The organism is Haloplanus rubicundus (assembly GCF_003342675.1).
Taxonomy (GTDB): Archaea; Halobacteriota; Halobacteria; order Halobacteriales; family Haloferacaceae; genus Haloplanus; species Haloplanus rubicundus.
The window spans coordinates 2,603,865-2,621,204 of the sequence record NZ_CP031148.1 but is presented as its reverse complement, the minus strand read 5'-3'; the positions used below and the strand labels follow the sequence as shown (position 1 = coordinate 2,621,204).

Annotated in this window: 22 protein-coding genes; 8 read left to right on the top strand and 14 right to left on the bottom strand. The window is 69.6% G+C overall.

Translation table 11 applies throughout. The features are described 5' to 3' along the window. The first annotated feature begins 131 nt into the window (after positions 1–131). On the top strand, positions 132–2,606 hold the full coding sequence (locus tag DU484_RS14525) for a DUF5059 domain-containing protein (protein WP_114606295.1): 2,475 nt from the start codon (positions 132–134) through the stop codon (positions 2,604–2,606). A 78-nt stretch (positions 2,607–2,684) separates the two neighbouring features. Here DU484_RS14525 and DU484_RS14520 read toward each other — a convergent pair whose 3' ends face one another. Then, positions 2,685–3,797 carry a mechanosensitive ion channel family protein gene (locus tag DU484_RS14520; RefSeq protein ID WP_262342797.1) on the bottom strand — a complete coding sequence of 371 codons (1,113 nt, stop codon included), beginning with the start codon at positions 3,795–3,797 and terminating at the stop codon, positions 2,685–2,687. Positions 3,798–3,876: 79 nt separating this feature from the next. Here DU484_RS14520 and DU484_RS14515 point away from each other — a divergent pair, with 79 nt between their 5' ends. The 3 genes from DU484_RS14515 (at position 3,877) to DU484_RS14505 (ending at position 5,280) form a co-directional block, all read left to right on the top strand. Then, positions 3,877–4,365, top strand: a complete 489-nt coding sequence (locus DU484_RS14515) for a metal-dependent hydrolase (protein WP_114606805.1) — start codon at positions 3,877–3,879, stop codon at positions 4,363–4,365. Between the two features lie 30 nt (positions 4,366–4,395). After that, on the top strand, positions 4,396–4,968 hold the full coding sequence (locus DU484_RS14510) for a peroxidase-related enzyme (RefSeq protein WP_114586673.1): 573 nt from the start codon (positions 4,396–4,398) through the stop codon (positions 4,966–4,968). 117 nt (positions 4,969–5,085) lie between these two features. Then, positions 5,086–5,280, top strand: a complete 195-nt coding sequence (locus tag DU484_RS14505; RefSeq protein WP_049938024.1) for a cold-shock protein — start codon at positions 5,086–5,088, stop codon at positions 5,278–5,280. Between the two features lie 142 nt (positions 5,281–5,422). Here the strand turns inward: DU484_RS14505 and DU484_RS14500 are convergent, their stop codons facing one another. Beyond that, on the bottom strand, positions 5,423–6,913 hold the full coding sequence (locus tag DU484_RS14500; protein ID WP_114606294.1) for a cryptochrome/photolyase family protein: 1,491 nt from the start codon (positions 6,911–6,913) through the stop codon (positions 5,423–5,425). An 80-nt stretch (positions 6,914–6,993) separates the two neighbouring features. Here DU484_RS14500 and DU484_RS14495 point away from each other — a divergent pair, with 80 nt between their 5' ends. Beyond that, positions 6,994–7,968, top strand: a complete 975-nt coding sequence (locus DU484_RS14495) for an aldo/keto reductase (RefSeq protein ID WP_114586671.1) — start codon at positions 6,994–6,996, stop codon at positions 7,966–7,968. Here DU484_RS14495 and DU484_RS14490 read toward each other — a convergent pair. Genes DU484_RS14490 through DU484_RS14475 form a run of 4 tightly spaced genes read right to left on the bottom strand, consistent with a single transcriptional unit; the run spans position 7,965 to position 10,622 of the window. Beyond that, positions 7,965–8,648, bottom strand: a complete 684-nt coding sequence (locus tag DU484_RS14490) for an SCO family protein (RefSeq protein ID WP_114606293.1) — start codon at positions 8,646–8,648, stop codon at positions 7,965–7,967. The two genes, DU484_RS14495 and DU484_RS14490, sit on opposite strands and share 4 nt — an antisense overlap. Before the next feature lie 58 nt (positions 8,649–8,706). Further along, complete coding sequence (locus DU484_RS14485) at positions 8,707–9,369, bottom strand: cytochrome c biogenesis protein CcdA (RefSeq protein WP_114586669.1); 663 nt, start codon at positions 9,367–9,369, stop codon at positions 8,707–8,709. Then, positions 9,369–9,929, bottom strand: a complete 561-nt coding sequence (locus DU484_RS14480) for a TlpA family protein disulfide reductase (protein ID WP_114606292.1) — start codon at positions 9,927–9,929, stop codon at positions 9,369–9,371. The genes DU484_RS14485 and DU484_RS14480 overlap by 1 nt, the downstream gene beginning before the upstream one ends. Positions 9,930–9,983: 54 nt before the next feature. After that, entirely contained in the window at positions 9,984–10,622 is a 639-nt protein-coding gene (locus DU484_RS14475; protein ID WP_114586667.1) for a DsbA family protein, read from the bottom strand. Positions 10,623–10,713: 91 nt separating this feature from the next. Here DU484_RS14475 and DU484_RS14470 point away from each other — a divergent pair, with 91 nt between their 5' ends. The 3 genes from DU484_RS14470 to DU484_RS19615 all read left to right on the top strand — a co-directional run bounded on the left by DU484_RS14470 (position 10,714) and on the right by DU484_RS19615 (position 11,620). Then, positions 10,714–10,914 (top strand): DUF1918 domain-containing protein, encoded by a 201-nt coding sequence (locus tag DU484_RS14470; protein ID WP_114586666.1) that lies wholly within the window; start codon positions 10,714–10,716, stop codon positions 10,912–10,914. 16 nt (positions 10,915–10,930) lie between these two features. Continuing rightward, positions 10,931–11,365: an RNA-binding protein gene (locus tag DU484_RS14465; protein ID WP_114586665.1), complete on the top strand. Its 435-nt coding sequence runs from the start codon at positions 10,931–10,933 to the stop codon at positions 11,363–11,365. An 87-nt stretch (positions 11,366–11,452) separates the two neighbouring features. Continuing rightward, complete coding sequence (locus tag DU484_RS19615; RefSeq protein WP_157969578.1) at positions 11,453–11,620, top strand: hypothetical protein; 168 nt, start codon at positions 11,453–11,455, stop codon at positions 11,618–11,620. Between the two features lie 30 nt (positions 11,621–11,650). On the opposite strand, the gene DU484_RS14460 is transcribed toward DU484_RS19615, so the two are convergent. Genes DU484_RS14460 through DU484_RS14425 form a run of 8 tightly spaced genes read right to left on the bottom strand, consistent with a single transcriptional unit; the run spans position 11,651 to position 17,339 of the window. Next, positions 11,651–11,974 (bottom strand): thioredoxin family protein, encoded by a 324-nt coding sequence (locus DU484_RS14460; RefSeq protein ID WP_114586664.1) that lies wholly within the window; start codon positions 11,972–11,974, stop codon positions 11,651–11,653. 37 nt (positions 11,975–12,011) lie between these two features. Then, complete coding sequence (locus DU484_RS14455; RefSeq protein ID WP_114606291.1) at positions 12,012–12,563, bottom strand: thioredoxin family protein; 552 nt, start codon at positions 12,561–12,563, stop codon at positions 12,012–12,014. A 53-nt stretch (positions 12,564–12,616) separates the two neighbouring features. Further along, entirely contained in the window at positions 12,617–13,048 is a 432-nt protein-coding gene (locus tag DU484_RS14450; RefSeq protein WP_114606290.1) for a DUF5518 domain-containing protein, read from the bottom strand. A gap of 42 nt (positions 13,049–13,090) precedes the next feature. Further along, the gene (locus DU484_RS14445; RefSeq protein WP_114586661.1) at positions 13,091–13,513 is read right to left on the bottom strand and encodes an EamA family transporter; all 423 of its coding nucleotides are present in this window, start codon (positions 13,511–13,513) and stop codon (positions 13,091–13,093) included. A 37-nt stretch (positions 13,514–13,550) separates the two neighbouring features. Beyond that, entirely contained in the window at positions 13,551–14,555 is a 1,005-nt protein-coding gene (locus DU484_RS14440; protein ID WP_114586660.1) for a PfkB family carbohydrate kinase, read from the bottom strand. Positions 14,556–14,587: 32 nt separating this feature from the next. Then, positions 14,588–15,448, bottom strand: coding sequence for a DUF58 domain-containing protein (locus tag DU484_RS14435; protein WP_114586659.1), 861 nt, complete (start codon positions 15,446–15,448; stop codon positions 14,588–14,590). Continuing rightward, positions 15,445–16,404: an AAA family ATPase gene (locus DU484_RS14430; protein ID WP_114586658.1), complete on the bottom strand. Its 960-nt coding sequence runs from the start codon at positions 16,402–16,404 to the stop codon at positions 15,445–15,447. The genes DU484_RS14435 and DU484_RS14430 overlap by 4 nt, the downstream gene beginning before the upstream one ends. After that, on the bottom strand, positions 16,401–17,339 hold the full coding sequence (locus tag DU484_RS14425; RefSeq protein ID WP_114606289.1) for a DUF7502 family protein: 939 nt from the start codon (positions 17,337–17,339) through the stop codon (positions 16,401–16,403). The genes DU484_RS14430 and DU484_RS14425 overlap by 4 nt, the downstream gene beginning before the upstream one ends. Position 17,340 lies beyond the last annotated feature (1 nt).

The window sequence follows — 17,340 nt, the reverse complement described above, 5'->3', positions numbered from 1 at the left end:
CACCGACACCCCGCTACCGTGGGCACTGGTAACGTACACCCCTCCAACCCCTCTTTGTCGCAGATAGTCACCATGTTTAGGCTAGCCTAAAATCCGATGGGCTTTTGTATTTTTAGGCTAGCCTAAAAAATATGCGGCAAACCAGACGACGGTTACTACAGACCACCGGCGTCGCCCTCGGCGGCGTCGGGCTGGCCGGTTGTGGTGGCCAGAGCGGAACCGATGCGAACGAGTCGACGGCGACGGACACCGAGACGGCGACGGACACCGCCGAACCGACTGCGACGGAGACGCCGACGGCCGAGGCGTCCGCAGCGACGGCGCTCGCCGCCCAGTGGAACGTGATGCGCGCCCGTCTTCACGACGCGATGGCGCTCGGCCACACGGGACAGCACGCGGCGGCGGCGAGCCTCGTCGGCGACGTGTTCGCTCGCTTCGAGAACGCCGGCGGTGAGTGGGGTGCCCACGAGGGACTGGAGTCGACCAGCGAGTCGGCCTACGAGTCCTTCGAGGAACACCTTGGCGCGGCCCGCACCGGCTTGGAGGAGGGCTCGGCCGAGGACGCGATGGACGCCCTCGCGGAAGCGGAGACGAACCTGCTCTCGGCCCAGCGCGGCCGCACGTCGACCGACGTGGCCGAGGTGTTCACGATCATGACTTTCGCCGCCCGCGTCCGCGACGTGGACGCCCTCGCGACTGCCGGCCTGACCGACGCGGCGGCGACGGTCGGTCAGGAGGTCTTCGCCGACTTCGAGGGAGCGGCCGTTCACGACACCATCGAGTCCGCCGGTGAGGAGTACTACGAGGCCTTCGAGGGCGGCATGGAAGAGGTCGTCTCCGCGGCTCAGTCCGGCGACGCCGAGGCGGTCCACGAGGCCGCCCTAGCCTCGTCGCAGGGCGCCGTCGACGCGGCCTACGAACTCACGTCCGAGGCCATCGCGGGAGTCGCCCACCTCTCCCTGATGGGTGCGGTCGGCTTCGACGCCGAGATGGCCGCGGGCATGGGTGGCCCCGGCCTAGGCGTCGCCCACGCCGCCGGTCTCAACGGCTACCGTATCCGCGTCCGCGACGCCCAGTGGCTCTACGACGCCGGGCAGGCCGAGGCCGCGAAGGCGGCCGCCCAGTCCATCTTCCAGCACTTCGAGGGCGCCCGCGCCCACGAGGCCCTGGAGGAGGCCAGCGAGGAGGCGTACGGGCAGTTCGAACACGAGGGGCTCGAAGCCCTCGTCACGGCCATCGAGGACGGCGACGACGCCGGCGTCGACGACGCCGTGGCGACCGTCCACGGCGGTCTCACGACGGGCATCGACGCGCTGGCCGGCCAGAACGCGGCCATCCTCCAGTCCGGCTTCTTCCGTGCCCGCCTCGGCGACGCCCACGAGCGCTACCTGCTGGGCGAGGGCGAGGTCGCCGCGACCATCGCGGAGGACCTCTTCGCCCTGTTCGAGGAGAACCAGTCCGGCTTCCACGAGTCCCTGGAGGAGACAAGCGAGGACCTCTATCACACCTTCGAGGAGGACCACCTGGCGGCCCTGCCCGACGCCTTCCGGAACGGCGACGACGAGGCGGTAGCAACCCACGTCACCGGCGCGATGGACGCGCTGATCGAGTACGAGGCGATGGCCGGATCGACGGCCGTCGCGAGCGCTGCCGCCGCGGGCTACGTGACCGGTCGCGCTGGCGACGCGGGCGCCCTCTCGACGGCCGGCGCGACCGACCGCGCCGAGACGGTCGCGAGCGACGCCTTCGCCTACTTCGAGGCCGGCGCCAACGGCTTCCACGAGGCTGTCGAGGACGCCAGCGAGGAGCGCTACGCTTCCTTCGAGGAGGCGCTCGGCGCCCTCCGATCGGCGACGACCGGCTCGGCCGACGCCTACGGCGCCGCGACGACGTTCGCGGACGAGGCGACCGCGGCCGTCTACGCCATCGTCGAGAACGGTAGCTCCGGCGGCGACGTGAACGCTGCGCCACTGGTGAGCGCGGTGTTCGCGACCTTCGAGAACGCTCGCGTCCACGAGGCCGTCGAGGCGGGCGACCGGGAGTTCTACGAGGCCTTCGAGTCCGCGCTCTCGGACTACGTCTCTGCACTGGAGAGCGGCGCGGACGTGGACGCGGCCGCCGAGCGGTACGCACAAGCGACCCGGAACGCGGCCTTCGCCGTCGCCGGCGCCGCGGACGACGCGCCCGCGATGTCGATGGGCGGCGGTGGCAGCGGTAGCGGCGAGGACCCCGAGCTATCGGGTGGCCCGAACGTCGTCGAGGGCGTGCCCGACGACGCCGACCACGTCGTCAGCATGCAGGCCGTCGCATTCGAGCCGGCGGAACTCACCGTCTCCGTCGGCGACACGGTGGCGTGGGAGTGGGCCGCTGGCGAACCCCACAACGTCGTCGCCTACGAGGACGGGATTCCCGAGGGCGCGACCTACTGGGCCTCGGGCGGCTTCGAGTCCGAGGAGGCCGCCCGGTCCGGCTGGGAGAACGGCGAGGGCGCCGTACAAGAGGGCCAGTCGTACGTCCACACCTTCGAGACGACCGGCGAACACGCCTACTTCTGCGTCCCGCACGAGGCGGCGGGCATGGAGGGAATGATCGTCGTCGAGGAGTGACGCCACCGGCGGCCCCCTGACCACCACACGATCATGCGGTCCCCGTCCCGTGGGCAACCGGTAACGTACACTCCGTTCTCACCGACCGCCAGCGACGGCGTCGTCGCCGGGCGGCCGGCGTTCGTCCGTCGCCGCCTCGTCCGCTTCCCTGACCGTCACGTCGCTTCGCGGGTACGGAATCTCGATGTCCGCGTCGTCGAGCGCGTGGTAGATGACGCGGTTGAGTTCGTGGCGCGCCCGCGCCGCCCGCGTCGGGCCGTTCACCCAGCAGAGCAGTTCGTACTCGAGCGCCGAGTCGCCGAACCGCCGGAATCGCATCCGCGGTTTGGGGGCGTCGAGCACCAGCGACTCCGCGAGCGCGAGGTCGACCAGCAGGTCCTCGAAGGCGTCGATGTCGGTGCCGTAGGCGACGCCGACGGGCACCCGGACCCGCCGGCGTCGGCCCGGCGCCGACTCGTTGGTGACCCGCGTCGCGTTCAGGACGGAGTTCGGCACCGTGACGAGCACCTCGTCGCGAGTCAGCAGGGTGGTCGAGCGGACGCCCACCTTCACGACCGTTCCCGACTCGCCGGAGTCGAGGACGACGAAGTCCCCGAGTTTGTAGGTGTCGTCGAAATACAACGCGATCCCGCCGAAGAAGTTGGCGACGGTGTCCTTGGCGGCGAAGCCGATGGCGATGCCCGCGATGCCGGCCCCTGCCAGCAGGGGCGAAATGTCGTACTCCCACAGCGAGAGCAGGACGGCGACGGTGCCGACGAGGACGACGAGCGTCCAGACGTTCGAGAAGACGGGGGCGAAATCGAAGCGGTCGCCCCGATCCTTCACCGCCTCGACGAGGCGGTTGACGACGCGGTTGAGCGCCCGCGCCCACACGAGGACGATGACCGTCAGCGAGGGGCGGCCGAAAAACAGCGAGAGGGTGCGGGCGTCGACGAGCGTCGCCGTCGCCACGGACTCCACGCGCGTCAGGACGTAGACGCCCGCGAGGGCGACGGTGACGACGAGGGGCACCCGGAGTTCCTCGAACACGATGTCGTCGAGGGTCGTCTCGGTTCGGCGGGTGAGACGGCGGGCGAGACGGACGCCCACCAGTTCGAGGAGGACGGCGCCCCCGAGAGAGAGCGCGAGGACGACGGCCGTGGCTTGCCACGCGGGGAGGGCGTCGAGTCCAGCCACGAGTCCGCCGAGCACGACCGAGAGAGGCGCCGGGGAGCGATAACCGTATCCATCGGCCGAAAGGTTCTGGTTGGTGCCCCGCTCACGACACTCTATGTACCGTCGTGGCCACTGGGGCGTCTCCCTGCTCGTGTTCGCACCCGTCGGCCTCGCGTTCGTGCTCCTCGGGCGCCCCGGCTTCGCCGTCGTCGGCGGCGCCGCCATGCTCTGGCTGTCGACGCTCCCCGACGTGGACCACCGCATCCCCGGCATCACCCACCGTGGTCCCACGCATACGCTTGCCTTCGCCCTCCTCGTCGGCGCCGTCGGCGCCGGTGCGGGCATCGGTCTCACCTCGGTTCTCGGCGGTGATCGGACGACCCTCGTCGCCTTCGGCTTCGGCATCGGCACCCTCGGCATCCTCGCACACCTCCTCGCGGACGCGCTGACGCCCGCGGGCGTTCCCGCCCTCTGGCCGCTGTCGGGGCGGGACTTCTCCGTCTACCTCACCCGCGCCGACAACACGCTGGCGAACTACGTCCTCCTCGCGGTCGGGGTGTGTGCGACGGCGGCGGCGGGTTTCGTCGCCCTCCGGGTGGCGTGAGTTTTTGTACGCGCCGCCCGACGCGAGGGTATGAACGACGACGCGATGACCCGGTTCCCGGTGCCCGACTACGAGGACCTGCCCGCCGACCTGCGCGAGCGTATCGACGCGGAGACGGAGCGCGCGGGCTTCACGCCCAACGTCTTCGCGGCGCTCGCCTACGCCCCCGAGCAGTTCCGCGCGTTCGTCGACTACCACGACGCCCTCGTCGAGGGAACGAGTCTGGATCGCGAGGAGGTGGAGATGATCGTCGTCGCCGTCTCCGGCGTCAACCACTGTTACTACTGCAACGTCGCCCACGGCGCCTTGGTGCGCATCTACGCCGACGACCCCCTGCTCGCCGACCAGCTCGTCGCCAACTACCGCACCGCGGACGTGAGCGACGAGCGACTGCTCATGCTCGACGTGGCGGTGACACTCACCGAGCGACCGTGGGAAGTGACCGACGACGATCTCGACCGACTGGCCGAGGCCGGCTACTCCGAGCGCGAAATCTGGGACATCGGCGCCATCACGGCCTTCTTCAACCTCAGCAACCGGCTGGCGAGCTTCGTGGACATGCGCCCGAACGCGGAGTTTCACACGCTCGGTCGCGAGCAGTGACGCGGACGTGGACGACGGTCGAACTCGCATTCCGCCCGACTCACCGTTGAACAAACGCGCGATTCCGTGAAATCCCCCGGAAACCTTATACGGCTGCTTTTCGTCGTAGTGGACGCAATGGCGACAGGTACGGTTGCGTTCTTTAACGACACTGGCGGTTACGGGTTCATCGAGACTGAAGATTCGGACGAAGACGTCTTCTTCCACATGGAAGACATCGGCGGTCCGGACCTGGAAGAAGGACAGGAGGTGGAGTTCGACATCGAACAGGCCGACAAGGGCCCACGAGCGACCAACCTCCAGCGGCTGTAATACGGAGTGTTGTAACTGTGTTCCGGTGGTCGGCGACCGCCGGAACTGACTTACAACACCCGTATCGGACCGATCCGAGTCCCGGCTCGGTCGGTCGGTAGCGACGCACGAACGAAGATTCGACTTTTCTCGACGCGCCGAGCTACAGCGACCCCTCCGCCGCCCGTTCGCGCAGTTTCGACGCCCGGTCCTGGATCGCCGCCCACTCCGCCTCGCCTTTCCGGTCGACGTGGCTGTACATCAGCCCCATCCGCCCCGTCCCCCGGAGCGTCTCCTCGTGTTCTTTCAGGAAGTCCCAGTAGAGCGCGTTGAAGGGGCAGGCGTCCTCGCCCGTCGTCGCGTCCACGTCGTACGGACAGGCCGTGCAGTGGTCGCTCATCTTGTCGACGTAGTTGCCGGAGGAGACGTACGGCTTCGAGGTGAACGCGTCGGTGGCGAACGTCCCCATCCCGAGGACGTTCGGCGTCGTCACCCAGTGGTAGGCGTCGACGAAGCCGACGTGGAACCACTCGTTGAGTTCGTGCGGGTCGGCGCCGACGAGCGTCGCGAAGTTCGAGAGGACCATTAGCCGCTCGATGTGGTGGGCGTAGCCGTGGTCGTAGACGTGTGACACCGCTTCGTCCAGACACCGCATCCGCGTCTCGCCGTCGTAGTAGAGTGACGGGAGGTCACGGGATCGGTCCAGCAGGTCGCCCTCGGCCAGGTCGGGCATCGTCCGCCGGTAGACGTGCCGCATGAACTCCCGCCAGCCGAGCACCTGCCGGACGAACCCCTCGACGCTCTCGATGGGCGCGGCGTCGCGCTCCCACGCCCCGACGGCGGCGTCGACGACTTCCCGTGGGCCGAGGAGGCCGAGGTTCAGCGACGACGAGAGCAGGGAGTGAGCGAGCGCCCACTCGTCGCCGACCATCGCGTCCTGATACGGCCCGAACTCGGGGAGGCGGTGGGTGACGAAGTGATCGAGGGCGTCCCGGGCGTCCTCGTGCGTGACTGGCCACGCGAACCCCTCGCGCTCGCCCCACGTGTCGAACCGCTCCTCGACCCAGTCGAGCGTCTCGCGGGTCAGGGCGTCCGGTTCGTACCGCGGTACCGGCGGCGGGGACCAGTCGTCGGGCGGCGTCTCGCGGTTCGACTCGTCGAAGTTCCACCCCCCGCCGACCGGGTCGCCGTCGGCCGTCAGGACGCCCTCGCGCCGTCGCATCCAGCGATAGAAGTCCTCGTGGCGGAAGTCGCCCCCGCCGTGCCACTCGTCGAACGCCGCGGGCGAACAGAGGAACCGGTCGTCGTCGACGAGGGTGAGCGTTCCGCCGCGGGATTCGACCAGTTCGCGCAGCCGGTCGGCGGCGCCGTGGCTCGGCGGGCGCATGAGTCGCAGGTCGTCACCCGGATGCGTCTCGAAGTGGGCGTCGAGGGCGTCGCCGAAGCTGTCGCCCCGGCGGTACTCGACCTCGTAGCCCGCATCCTGCAATCGGTCGCGGGCGTGACGCATCGCGGCGAAGACGAGGCCGAGCTTCTGGGGGTGGTAGGATCGCCGGTCGGCGAAGGCCGTTGCCTCGATCAGGAGGACCCTGTCGGCGCCGTCGAGGACGTGACTCTCGGGGTGGAGCTGGTCGCCGAGCAGCCAGACGGTCATGGCCGGCGTTAGGCTCGGGGGTGCAAAACGGTGTGGCCGGTGCGGCGTAGCTTTTTGTCACACCGCGGTCAGCTTTCGGTATGGAGTACACTACGCTCGGGTCCACCGGCATGGAGGTGTCGCGCCTCTGTCTCGGTTGCATGAGTATCGGGACGAGCGACTGGCGCGACTGGGTGTTGGACGAGCGGGAGGGGATGGAACTCGTCGACCGTGCCGTCGAGTTGGGGATCAACTTCTTCGATACGGCGAACATGTACTCGAACGGCGAGTCCGAACGCGTCCTCGGGAAGGCGCTGGAGGGGCGCCGCGAGGAGCAGGTCGTCGCCACCAAGGGCTACTTCCCCATGGACGAGGACGACCCCAACTCCGGCGGCCTGTCGCGGAAGGCCATCGAGCAGGAGTTGTCGAACTCCCTGAACCGGTTGGGGATGGACACCGTCGACCTCTATCAGATCCACCGCTGGGACTACGACACGCCCATCGAGGAGACGCTTCGCGCCCTCGACGACGCCGTCAGACGCGGACAGGTTCGGTATCTCGGCGCCTCCTCGATGTGGGCCCACCAGTTCGCGGACGCCCTCCACACGAGCGATCGGTTGGGGCTGGATCGGTTCGCGACCATGCAGAACCACTACAATCTCGTCTACCGCGAGGAGGAACGCGAGATGCTCCCCCTGTGTGACCGGGCGGGAATCGGCGTCATCCCGTGGTCGCCGATGGCGCGGGGCTATCTCACCCGCCCCGACGAGGACGTGGACGCCACGACCCGGGGCGCGAGCGAGCGGCGCCTGTACGAACACCCCTACCGCGAGGGTGGCGGGCGGGAAGTGAACGAACGCGTCCGGCAACTCGCCGCGGAACGGGGCGTGAAGATGGCGCAGATCGCGCTCTCGTGGGTGCTCCACAAGGACCACGTCGACGCCCCCATCGTCGGCACCTCCTCCGTCGAACATCTGGAAGACGCGGTCGAGGCGCTGGAGATCGATCTCTCGGACAGCGACGTCGAGTACTTAGAGGAGCCGTACGAACCCGTCCCCGTCTCCGGGCACGACTAGAGGAGGCCGCCCCCGCCCGACCGAACCCGCTCCAGGTCCGCGATGTACCGGCCCTCCGTCCCCTCCCGATCCCGGTAGGCGCGTTCGACGTACCCGTCGGCGTTGACGAGGAGCACGAGGCCGATGTGGGTGAACATGTACTTCCCGCCGTCGTCCGGTTCGTCCCGTTTGAAGACGAACCCGAACTCCTCTTCGAGGACGGTCTTCGCCCGCTCCCGACCGTCGGGGCGCAGGAAGTGCCAGTTGCCCGCCGACAGGTCGACGTTCATCCGGTCGGCGTACTCCCGCAGGGTCGACGCGGTGTCACGTTGCGGATCGAAGGTGATCGGATAGAACCCAACCTCGTCGGCGTAGCCGTTCTCCACGCTGTGGATCTGTACCTCCCGGAGCGCGGAGACGAGTCGGGGACAGACGCTCATGCAGTTGGAGTAGAAGAAGCTCACGAAGGTCGGCCGGTCCACCTCGCGCAGATCGATTCGCTCGTCGGTCAGCGGATCGGGGAGGGTCACGTCGGGCACTCGCTCGCCCCACGCCGGGTAGGCGAGCGCCTCGCTCGTCACTCCCTCGGGGCGGTCCGGTTCGCCGAGCGTCGTGTTCGGGTTGCCGCCGACGCCGAGGCAGCCGGCGGCCCCGCCGAGCGCCGTCGCGCTCAGCGTCCCGAGATACGTCCGTCGGTCCATATCGGACGCAAGGCCGCGACGCTCAAAGCGTATCTGGTCCGGTCGTCGAAGGCGGTCGTCACACCACGCCGAGATACCGAAGCGAGGCGACGATCTGTGCCACCCCGGCGAGGATCATGACGACAGCCGCGAGACGCTGCACCGTCCCGACGCGCGCGCTCCACGTCCGGAGGGCGTCGCTCCCGACGGCCGAGAGGAGGGTCACGCCGGTCAGCGGGAGCGCCGTCGCCGCCGCGTAGCTTCCGAGCGCGACGGCAGCCTGCGACGGGGCGAGGGTGAGCGACTGCGTGAACACGCCCAGCACCACGGGAACGACACAGCCAGCGGCGGCGAGGGCGTAGCCGCCGCCGAAGACGGCCGCCCCCGCCACCGACGCCCGCCGTTCGGGCAGGCGGAGATGGAGCGTCGGTGCCCGGTCGGTCAGCACGAGGACACCGAGGACGACGAGCGCAGCGCCGACCAGCGGTTCGAGCAGCGTCAGGTGCCGGGCGAGACGCCCGCCGACGGCGAGGAGGAGCCCCCCGACTGCGGCGAGGACGACGACGGCACCGGCGGAGGCGGCCAGTCCCCGCGCCGTCGCCCCGGCCAGTCCCGTCTCGTCGCCCTGGAGCGTGTAGCCCACGTATCCCGGCAGGAGGGGGTAGGCACAGGGTGCGAAGAAGGTGGCGAGGCCGGCGCCGACGGCGAAGGTGACCGTGCCGGCGAAGGCGGCGTCGATCATCACAGCACCGACGCGACCTGCCGGTCGAGCGTCTCGACGGACGCCACGCCGCCGTGGGTCCAGACGACCGATCCCGACCCGTCGGTCACGGCGAGATAGGGGAGGCCGCTCGCGCCGAGCGCCGCCAACAGGTCGCCCTCGGGGTCGTGGCCGAGCGTCCACCGGCCGTCGTGCTCGCGCCACCACGCCCGCACGTCGTCGGCGTCGAGGCCGCCGCCGAAGCGTTCGTTGGTGACGGAGACGAACGCCGCGCGGTCGCCGTAGCGGTCGTAGACGGCGCCGAGCGCGTCCATCTGCTCGATACAGGGGCCACACCACGTCGCGAAGCAGTCGACGACGGTCGGCGTCTCCGGCGACGGGACCCGTGTGGTGCCGGCCGTCGAGCCGACGGCGTCGAGGGTGGTCACCTCGACGGGGAGGCGTCGCTGACCCGCGTCGCCCGTACCGAGATCGACGGCGCCGCTGCCGACGACGCCGGCCCCCAGCAGGCCGGTGCCGACGACGCCGGCGAGGAGGTGGCGGCGGCCGAGCGTCCGTCCGCCGTCCGACTCGTCGCTCATTGGTCCCGGCTTGGACGCCGACGGATAAGTGCCCCGTGGTGCAGTCGTCGAACCCTACCGCTCGGCCTCGATGGCGCTCGCGATGGCGTCGTAGGTCGGTGAGACGGCGCGTCCGGCGACGAAGACGGCCGGCGTCCCCCCCGCGCCGCGGTCGACGGCCCGCTGGCGGTCGGCCTCGATCACCGGGCGGTACGTCTCGTTGACGGCGTCGGCCTGAATCGCACAGCCCGGCGCCTCGACGTCGTTCGCGAGTTCCGTGATCCGCGCCTGCGAGAAGTCGCCCTGGTTCTCGAAGAGGGCGTGCGAATACTCGAAGAAGGTTTCGTCGTCGGTTTCGTCTTGGACGCCGCGGGCGGCGCTCGCGGCCTGCCACGACCACCGCTCGTCGACGGGGATGGGGAAGTCGTGGAACTCGTAGCGAACGACGCCGCTCTCGACGTACTCCGAGCGAAGCTGGGGGAACACCTCCAGGCTGTAGGTCGCACAGTGCGGGCAGGCGAAGTCCTCGAAGGCCAGCACGGTCACGTCGGCGTCGCTCGGGCCGAGCGTCGGCGCCGCGAGTTCGGACACCGTCGGTTCGTCCTCGATGGTACAGCCGCTCGCACCGCTGCTTCCGCCGCCGAGACAGCCGGCCGTCGCGCCGAGGCCGACCCCCGCCGCCGCCGCGAGATATCCGCGCCGTGTTCGGTCCATACCGTCAGGTGTTCCCTCTCGAACTTATAGCCGTGGTCACGCGTTTCCCCGAATCAGCGCGCTTAAATGTGCGCCGGCGAAACGACGGGCCATGAGCTTCGAGAAAGACGATTCGGTCGTACTCCACGACAAACACAGCGAGTACGACGGCGACACCGGAACGATCACGCAGGTGATGGAGACGATGTTCGGCGACGCCACGTACACGGTCAGCTTCGAGGACGGACAGGAGACCGGCGTCCCCGAGGACGCCCTGGAAGCCGCCGACGGCGACGACGCGGACGACGAGTAACGCCGACTCCCCCCGCATGTCGAGTGTCCCCTTTCACTACGTCGACCTCCGCACGTTCTGTTACGCCACCGAAGACGAGAAGCGCGTCGAGGCGGCGCTCCGTACCTACCTCCCCGAGGAGTCCGAACTCGACCGGCAGGTGACGGCGGGCCACCACGGCGACCGGATCGTCGTCCTCTCGGCGCGGCTGGAGAACGCCGACGACGTGCGCTACGTCCTCGACCGGCTGGTCGAACTCCCCGACTACGACACCTTCCTCGACGAACTCGACGAGCGGGTCTCCGAGGACTGTTCGCTCTATCTCACGCTCGACAAGCAGGCCGCCTTCCGCGGCGAGCCTCGACAGGGGAACGGTATCACCCTCCGGGCGAAAGTCGAGGCCTACCCCGCGAAACGGGAGACGGCCGTCGAGAACGCCCGCGAGGCGCTGGAGACGCGGGCGGCGGAGTGACGACGTGGGGCGTGGACGCCCCCGGTTCACGCCCTCGTGGTGACGGACGGCCAAGAATATTTCAATCCCTGCCACCGAATACCACGTATGGTCGGCGTCCTCAGCTCCGTCTACGCCGTCGCGGCCATCGTCGCGGCGGTCCTCGGACTCCTGTTCGTGATGCTCGGAACGGGCGACAGCGAGCGGGAACTGCTCGTCGGCGGCGTGATCGGTATCGTCCTGTTGCTCGGTCTCGGCGCGACGCTCCTGATGTAGAACGGTGGGGGACGCGTCGCCGTCGACCGCTCAGCGCAGGAACTCGATCACGCGGTCCGCTCCGACGAACCCCTCGGCCAGTCGGTCGACCGCCTCGCCGTCCTCGAACCGCACGAGGGTCGGGACGCTCCGAACGTCGAAGCGCTCGATCAGGACGGGGTCGTCGCGCGGGTTGACGAGGGCGACGGGGACGCCCGTCTCCCGGGCGACGACGCCGAGCACCGGCTCCATCGCGGCGCAGGCGCCGCAGCCCTCGGTGAACAGTTCGACGAGCAGTCGGTCGTGGGCGTCGATCAGGGCGTCGAGTTCGGCGGCCGTCTCGACGCGAATCGGCTTGGCGTCGGTCCCTTGCATACCGTACGTAGGCGTCCAACCCTTCTGAATCGTTCGCCTACGGCCACTTGATCCCGCAGCCACGCGACGGGCCGGGATCGATATCGACCGGCTCGCCGGCGCGGACGGCGTCGATGGCCTGCCGGACGTAGTGTTCGGTCGCGGCCTCGTCCGGGCTCATGGCGTCGTCGAGGCGGCCGTGGTACGCCAGCCGATACGTCCCCCCCTCGCGTCGGAAGAGGAAGGGGTCGGGCGTGCAGACGGCGCCGTAGGCGCGGGCCACCTCGGCCGTCTCGTCGCGGAGGTAGGCGTCGTACGCGATGGTTCCGTCCTCGACGTACGCCTGCATCTTCTCGAACGAGTCCTCCGGATACTCCGCGGCGTCGTTGGCGTTGATGCCGACGACGGCCACGTCGTCGTCGGCCGCCAGGTCGTTCAACAGGTCGAACTTCGCCTGCGCGTACGGACAGTGGTTGCAGGTGAAGACGACCAGCAGGGCGTCGGCGGCGAAGGAGTCGAGGGTGTACGTCTCGCCGTCGATGCCGGGCAGTTCGAAGTCCGGGGCGGGATCACCGCGTTCGAGGTCCGAGTCGGATTCCGGGAGTGCCATACCCGCGGTAGCCTCCGGACGCCCAAATACCCCCCGTCGGCGCAACGGGCGGCTCAGCCGTCCGCGGGCGACGACCGTCGGCGCCCGGTCTTTTCCGACAGCCAGTCGCCGACCGCCGCGCCGACGACGCCCGCCACCGCGGCCAGCGCGAACGCCAGCAGGGTAAACAGGAGCATCGTGAGGACGCCCATGCCGCCCGCAGCGACCCGGAACCACGCCGGGCCGCCGACGCCGGGGACGACGGCGAGGGCGTCGGCCAGCATCCAGAGCGCCGGGAGGCCGCCGATCAGGCCGGTGCGGACGCCGACGCGTCGCCGCTCCGTGCCTCGATACAGGTAGCCGGCGACGACCCCACCGAGCAGGACCGGGCCGACGGAGAGTTCGGTACCCGACTGCCAGTAGAGATAGGCCGTTCCGGGGAGGGCGAGGAGGCCGCCGAGCAGTGCGTAGCGCCACGGTTCGGGGATGGGACCAATTCGGGCCACGGGGAACCGTTCGCCGAGCCGACAGAAAATCGTTTGGGACCGCTACGTCGAGACCAGGTAGATGCCGAGCATCGCACAGCCGATGCCCGCGACTTTCCGGGCCGTGAGCGACTCGCTCAGGAAGAGGACGCCCATGGCGGCACTGATGACGAGGAAGGTGCCGAAGATGGGGACGACGGCGCTGACGGGACCGAGCGAGAGCGCGCGGTAGTACGCGAGGATCCCCACCGCGAGAAAGAGGCCGGCGAGATAGAGGTAGGGGGCCTTGGGGTGACCGAGGTACGTCGCCACCGACTGGCCCTGATAGAGGACGACGGCGACGGTCGCCACGAGGAGGAGGCCGTTGGTGATGAGTGCGGCGACGAAACTCGGGATCTTCGGGTTGCCGGTCGTCGCGAACCCGACGAGCGGCGCGACCGCCGAGTACGCGAGGAGCGCGAGAATCGACCACTGCAGATAGCCCATGTGGAACCGCCGCTCGGCCGACAGTATAGGGTTTCGATTACGGCCGGTGCGTGTCGACGTGGGCCCGCAAGTCGTCGACGCCGCCGGTCCCCGCGCCGGCGACGTAGTGGGCGGCACAGGCGTTGCCCATCGCGACGGCGAGGTCCCACACCCACCCCGCCGCCAGCGAGCGGGCGAGACCGGCGCTGAAGCGGTCGCCCGCCCCCGTCTCGGTCAGCCCCCGCGACACGTCGAGGGTGGGGACCGACACGCGCCCGTCCGGGGTCGACGCGACGGCGGCGTCGGCGCCGTGGACGACGACGCCCGTCGCGTTCGCGGCCGCCCGGATAGCGTCGAGGGTGGCCGACTCGGTCGGTCGCCCGTCGTGGCCCACGGCCGCCGCCAGTCGGCCCGCCTCGTCGTCGTTCACGCTCACGACCACGTCGTACGCGTCGCCGAGAGGTCGGAGGGCGTCGAGCAGGTCGTTCGCTTGCGCCGTCGACAGCGGCCCGGGGTCGAGGCAGAAGACGCCGCCGTCGGGGTCGCGGGCCGCGATGTCGCGAAACGACGGTCCGAGTCCCGGCACCGACGCCCAGTTGGTACAGCAGAGCGCGTCGCGTTCGAGGAAGGCGTCGACGTCGAGCGCCCCCCGCAGGTCGGCGACGGACCAGTCGGCGAGGTCGGCCGACTCCTCGACGAACATCACGTCGTCGGCCTCGAAGAGACAGACCCTGACGCGGGCGGGGTCGCCCATCGAGGCCGTCTCGAAGTCGAACTCGAAGATGGGGTGATCGAGGTGGCCGGCGAGGAGGATGTCGTCGCCGAGCGCCGCCGCCTGTCGGGCCGCGTTCACCGCCTGCCCGCCCGCCTCGGTCACGACGTGTTCGAGCGTGAAGGAGTCCCGGCCGGCGGTGATCGCGGCGGCGAACGACGACCGCGAGGTGACGGTCGACTCGCCGCCATGCAGCCGGTAGTAGTCGTCGACGCTCCCGTCCGGAAAGGCGCCGAAGCGCACGGGGTCGAGTCCGTCGGCGAGGCGGGCGACGAGGGCGTCGTAGGCCATCCCGCCGCCGTAGGGTGGGCGGATGGAAAAACCTACCCGATCCACACCGTGGAGAAGGCGTCGAAGAAGTCCTCGTCGGTCGCCACGAGGGCGTGGGTGAGCCGGAGGTCCTGCGCCCGGTCCGCCACGTCGTCGACGAACTCGTCGACGCGGGTGCGGTACTCCTGAGCGAGTCGCCCGCCGAAGTACGTCCGTCGCGTCAGGTCGGATTCGAGGTCCTCGAAGATGGTGTCGCCGCCGGCTTCGGGGTCGAGTTCGTCCGGCGAGAGGACCTGAATCAGGACCACCTCGTTGCGCGCGAGCGAGGCAAGCCCCGTCTCCAGGCCATCGAGATCGCCGATACAGTCGGTGACGACGACGACGAGCGAGCGCGTGCGGATCGACGCCGCGTACGTCGAGAGCGCCGACTCGAAGTCGGCCTCGCCCTCGGGCGTCGTCTCGTTGAGGCGGTCGACGAGCGCCAGCACCTCCCCGCGCGTCGACTTTCCGGTGTCGATGCGCTCCGAGCGCTCCCGGAACAGGGAAAAGCGGAAGTCGTTGTGTTCCTCGGCGGTGAGGTACGCGTAGCCAAGTCCCAACTTCGCGCCGAACTCGAACTTGTGTTGATCGCCCTCGCCGAAGTCCATCGACGCGCTCGCGTCGAGGAGGACGTGGACGGTCAGGTTGCGCTCCTCCTCGAACTGCTTGATGAAGAACTCCTCGGTGCGGGCGTAGAGCCGCCAGTCGATGAGGCGGGTGTCGTCGCCGGGAGAGTAGCGGCGGTAGTCGCTGAAGGTCAGCCCTTCGCCGACGCTCGGCGACTCCTGTTCGCCCTTCTTGATCGCCGAGGTCTGCTGGTTGAGCGACGCCTCGAACCGGTCGAGTTCGTCGAGGAAGTCGGGGTCGATAGTCATACCTCGTCGACGAGGTCGGCGATCACGTCGTCGGTCGAGAGGCCCTCGCGCTCCGCGCGGAAGTCGAGCAGGATGCGGTGGCGAAGCACCGGCGCCGCCATCGCCTCGACGTCCTCCCACGAGACGTGGTTGCGGCCGCGGAGGAACGCCCGCGCCTTCGCGGTGAGGACGAGGCCCATGCTGGCCCGGGGGCTGGCGCCGAAGTCGACCGTCTCGGCCTCGCGAGTCGCCCGCACCAGCCGGATCGCGCGGTCGCGCACGTCGTCGGCGATGGGCACCTCGCGCACCAGCGACTGGATCTGTTTGATCTCCTCGCGCGTGAGCACCTTGTCGACCGCCGGGGCCGCACCCCCCGAGCCGCTGCCGGTGTAGAGGTTCACGATGTCGCGTTCCTCCTCGTAGGAGGGATAATCGAGGACGAGTTTGATGAGAAAGCGGTCGGTCTGGGCCTCGGGGAGCGGGTACGTCCCCTCCTGGTCGATGGGGTTCTGCGTCGCGAGGACGAAGAAGGGGCGAGGGAGGTCGTACGTCTCACCCGCCGCCGTAACCTGCTTTTCCTGCATGGCTTCGAGTAGGGCGGCCTGGGTCTTCGGCGTCGCGCGGTTGATCTCGTCCGCGAGGACGACGTTCGCGAAAATGGGGCCGCGCTCGAAGACGAACTCCCGTTCCCCGCCCGCCTCGCGGATGATCTCGGTGCCCGTGATGTCGGAAGGCATCAGGTCGGGCGTGTTCTGCACCCGCGAGAAGTCGAGGTCGGTCACGTCGGCGACGGTCCGGACCATGGTGGTCTTTCCCAGTCCCGGATTGCTCTCGAGGAGGGCGTTGCCGTCCGCGAGGATGCAGACGAGCAGGCCTTCGAGCACCTCCCGCTGGCCGATGATTCGTTTGCCGACCTCCTCGCGAACGCGAGCGAGTCGTTGCTGTAACTGGTCGATGTCTACCGTGGGTTCGCTCATTCGTCGTTCGTCTCCTGGCGTATCCGCAGGTTGTACTCGCGGATCAGCTCCGCGTCTTCCAGTTGTTCGCGCTCGGTGAAGCCCGCGCGCTGGCTCTCGACGGACTCCGGGCCGCCGAAGCCGCTGTCCTCGTAGGCCGTCGCGGACTCCGCGTCCGCCCCCGACCCGCTCCCCGAGCCGCTGGTGTCGATGGTGGCGTCCAGATCCTCCGAGCCCTCCGGGACGTCCTCCGGGTCGCCGAGGATCGACGAGCCGTCCTGGAGACCGGTGTACTCCGACGTGGTGCCGCCGCCGGGGGTGTTCGCGTCCGGCCCGTCGCCGAGGCCGGCGAGCGAGATGTCGACGACGGCGAGATGGATCGTCGCGACGCTCACCGCGGTGATCAAAAGCACCGTCACCGCGACCCGTCGGAGGTCGAGCAGGCCGACGCTCGACGCCCGCTTGAGGTCGGCGAGGACGCCCTCGTAGAGGCGTCGCGCCATCCGCGAGCCCTGATCCTGGCGCACGGCGTCACGCGCGGTCCGGAGCGACTCCTGAAGCGCGGGGTTGGCCGCCTCGAACTGCTCGACGAGCGGCCGTCGCCCCCGAACGGCCACCTCGCCGACGAAGACGAGGAGACCGACGGCGGCGCCGACGACGGCGGCGCTCGACACCGTCGGCTCCGCGAGCGTCACGCCGGCCGTCTCGCGGAGCGTCCGGAGTATCGCTCGGGGGATGGGGAGGCGGGCGGGGAGCGAGGGGACGCCGCCCAGCACCGTCGCGACGAGGTTCACGACGAGCGTCGCGAGCGCCGCGTCGATGGCGGCGTAGATGACGGCCACCTTCCAGCCCTCGCGTCTGATCTGCTCGAGGGCGCGGCGGATCTTTCGTTCCTCGGGGGTGCGGTCGGGGTCGGTTCCGGTGTCGGTTTCGGCGTCGGTAGTGGCTTCGGACATG

Excerpts from the sequence above, each read along its gene's own strand:
- DU484_RS14475 (WP_114586667.1), bottom strand. The coding sequence starts at position 10,622 with ATGGACCGAACACGGCGCGGATATCTCGCGGCGGCGGCGGGGGTCGGC.
- DU484_RS14445 (WP_114586661.1), bottom strand. The coding sequence starts at position 13,513 with ATGGGCTATCTGCAGTGGTCGATTCTCGCGCTCCTCGCGTACTCGGCG.
- DU484_RS14425 (WP_114606289.1), bottom strand. The coding sequence starts at position 17,339 with ATGTCCGAAGCCACTACCGACGCCGAAACCGACACCGGAACCGACCCC.
- DU484_RS14430 (WP_114586658.1), bottom strand. The coding sequence starts at position 16,404 with ATGAGCGAACCCACGGTAGACATCGACCAGTTACAGCAACGACTCGCT.
- DU484_RS14490 (WP_114606293.1), bottom strand. The coding sequence starts at position 8,648 with ATGGACCGACGGACGTATCTCGGGACGCTGAGCGCGACGGCGCTCGGC.
- DU484_RS14510 (WP_114586673.1), top strand. The coding sequence starts at position 4,396 with ATGAACGACGACGCGATGACCCGGTTCCCGGTGCCCGACTACGAGGAC.
- DU484_RS19615 (WP_157969578.1), top strand. The coding sequence starts at position 11,453 with ATGGTCGGCGTCCTCAGCTCCGTCTACGCCGTCGCGGCCATCGTCGCG.
- DU484_RS14500 (WP_114606294.1), bottom strand. The coding sequence starts at position 6,913 with ATGACCGTCTGGCTGCTCGGCGACCAGCTCCACCCCGAGAGTCACGTC.
- DU484_RS14440 (WP_114586660.1), bottom strand. The coding sequence starts at position 14,555 with ATGGCCTACGACGCCCTCGTCGCCCGCCTCGCCGACGGACTCGACCCC.
- DU484_RS14480 (WP_114606292.1), bottom strand. The coding sequence starts at position 9,929 with ATGAGCGACGAGTCGGACGGCGGACGGACGCTCGGCCGCCGCCACCTC.
- DU484_RS14525 (WP_114606295.1), top strand. The coding sequence starts at position 132 with ATGCGGCAAACCAGACGACGGTTACTACAGACCACCGGCGTCGCCCTC.
- DU484_RS14470 (WP_114586666.1), top strand. The coding sequence starts at position 10,714 with ATGAGCTTCGAGAAAGACGATTCGGTCGTACTCCACGACAAACACAGC.
- DU484_RS14460 (WP_114586664.1), bottom strand. The coding sequence starts at position 11,974 with ATGCAAGGGACCGACGCCAAGCCGATTCGCGTCGAGACGGCCGCCGAA.
- DU484_RS14505 (WP_049938024.1), top strand. The coding sequence starts at position 5,086 with ATGGCGACAGGTACGGTTGCGTTCTTTAACGACACTGGCGGTTACGGG.
- DU484_RS14455 (WP_114606291.1), bottom strand. The coding sequence starts at position 12,563 with ATGGCACTCCCGGAATCCGACTCGGACCTCGAACGCGGTGATCCCGCC.
- DU484_RS14515 (WP_114606805.1), top strand. The coding sequence starts at position 3,877 with ATGTACCGTCGTGGCCACTGGGGCGTCTCCCTGCTCGTGTTCGCACCC.
- DU484_RS14485 (WP_114586669.1), bottom strand. The coding sequence starts at position 9,369 with ATGATCGACGCCGCCTTCGCCGGCACGGTCACCTTCGCCGTCGGCGCC.
- DU484_RS14435 (WP_114586659.1), bottom strand. The coding sequence starts at position 15,448 with ATGACTATCGACCCCGACTTCCTCGACGAACTCGACCGGTTCGAGGCG.
- DU484_RS14495 (WP_114586671.1), top strand. The coding sequence starts at position 6,994 with ATGGAGTACACTACGCTCGGGTCCACCGGCATGGAGGTGTCGCGCCTC.
- DU484_RS14465 (WP_114586665.1), top strand. The coding sequence starts at position 10,931 with ATGTCGAGTGTCCCCTTTCACTACGTCGACCTCCGCACGTTCTGTTAC.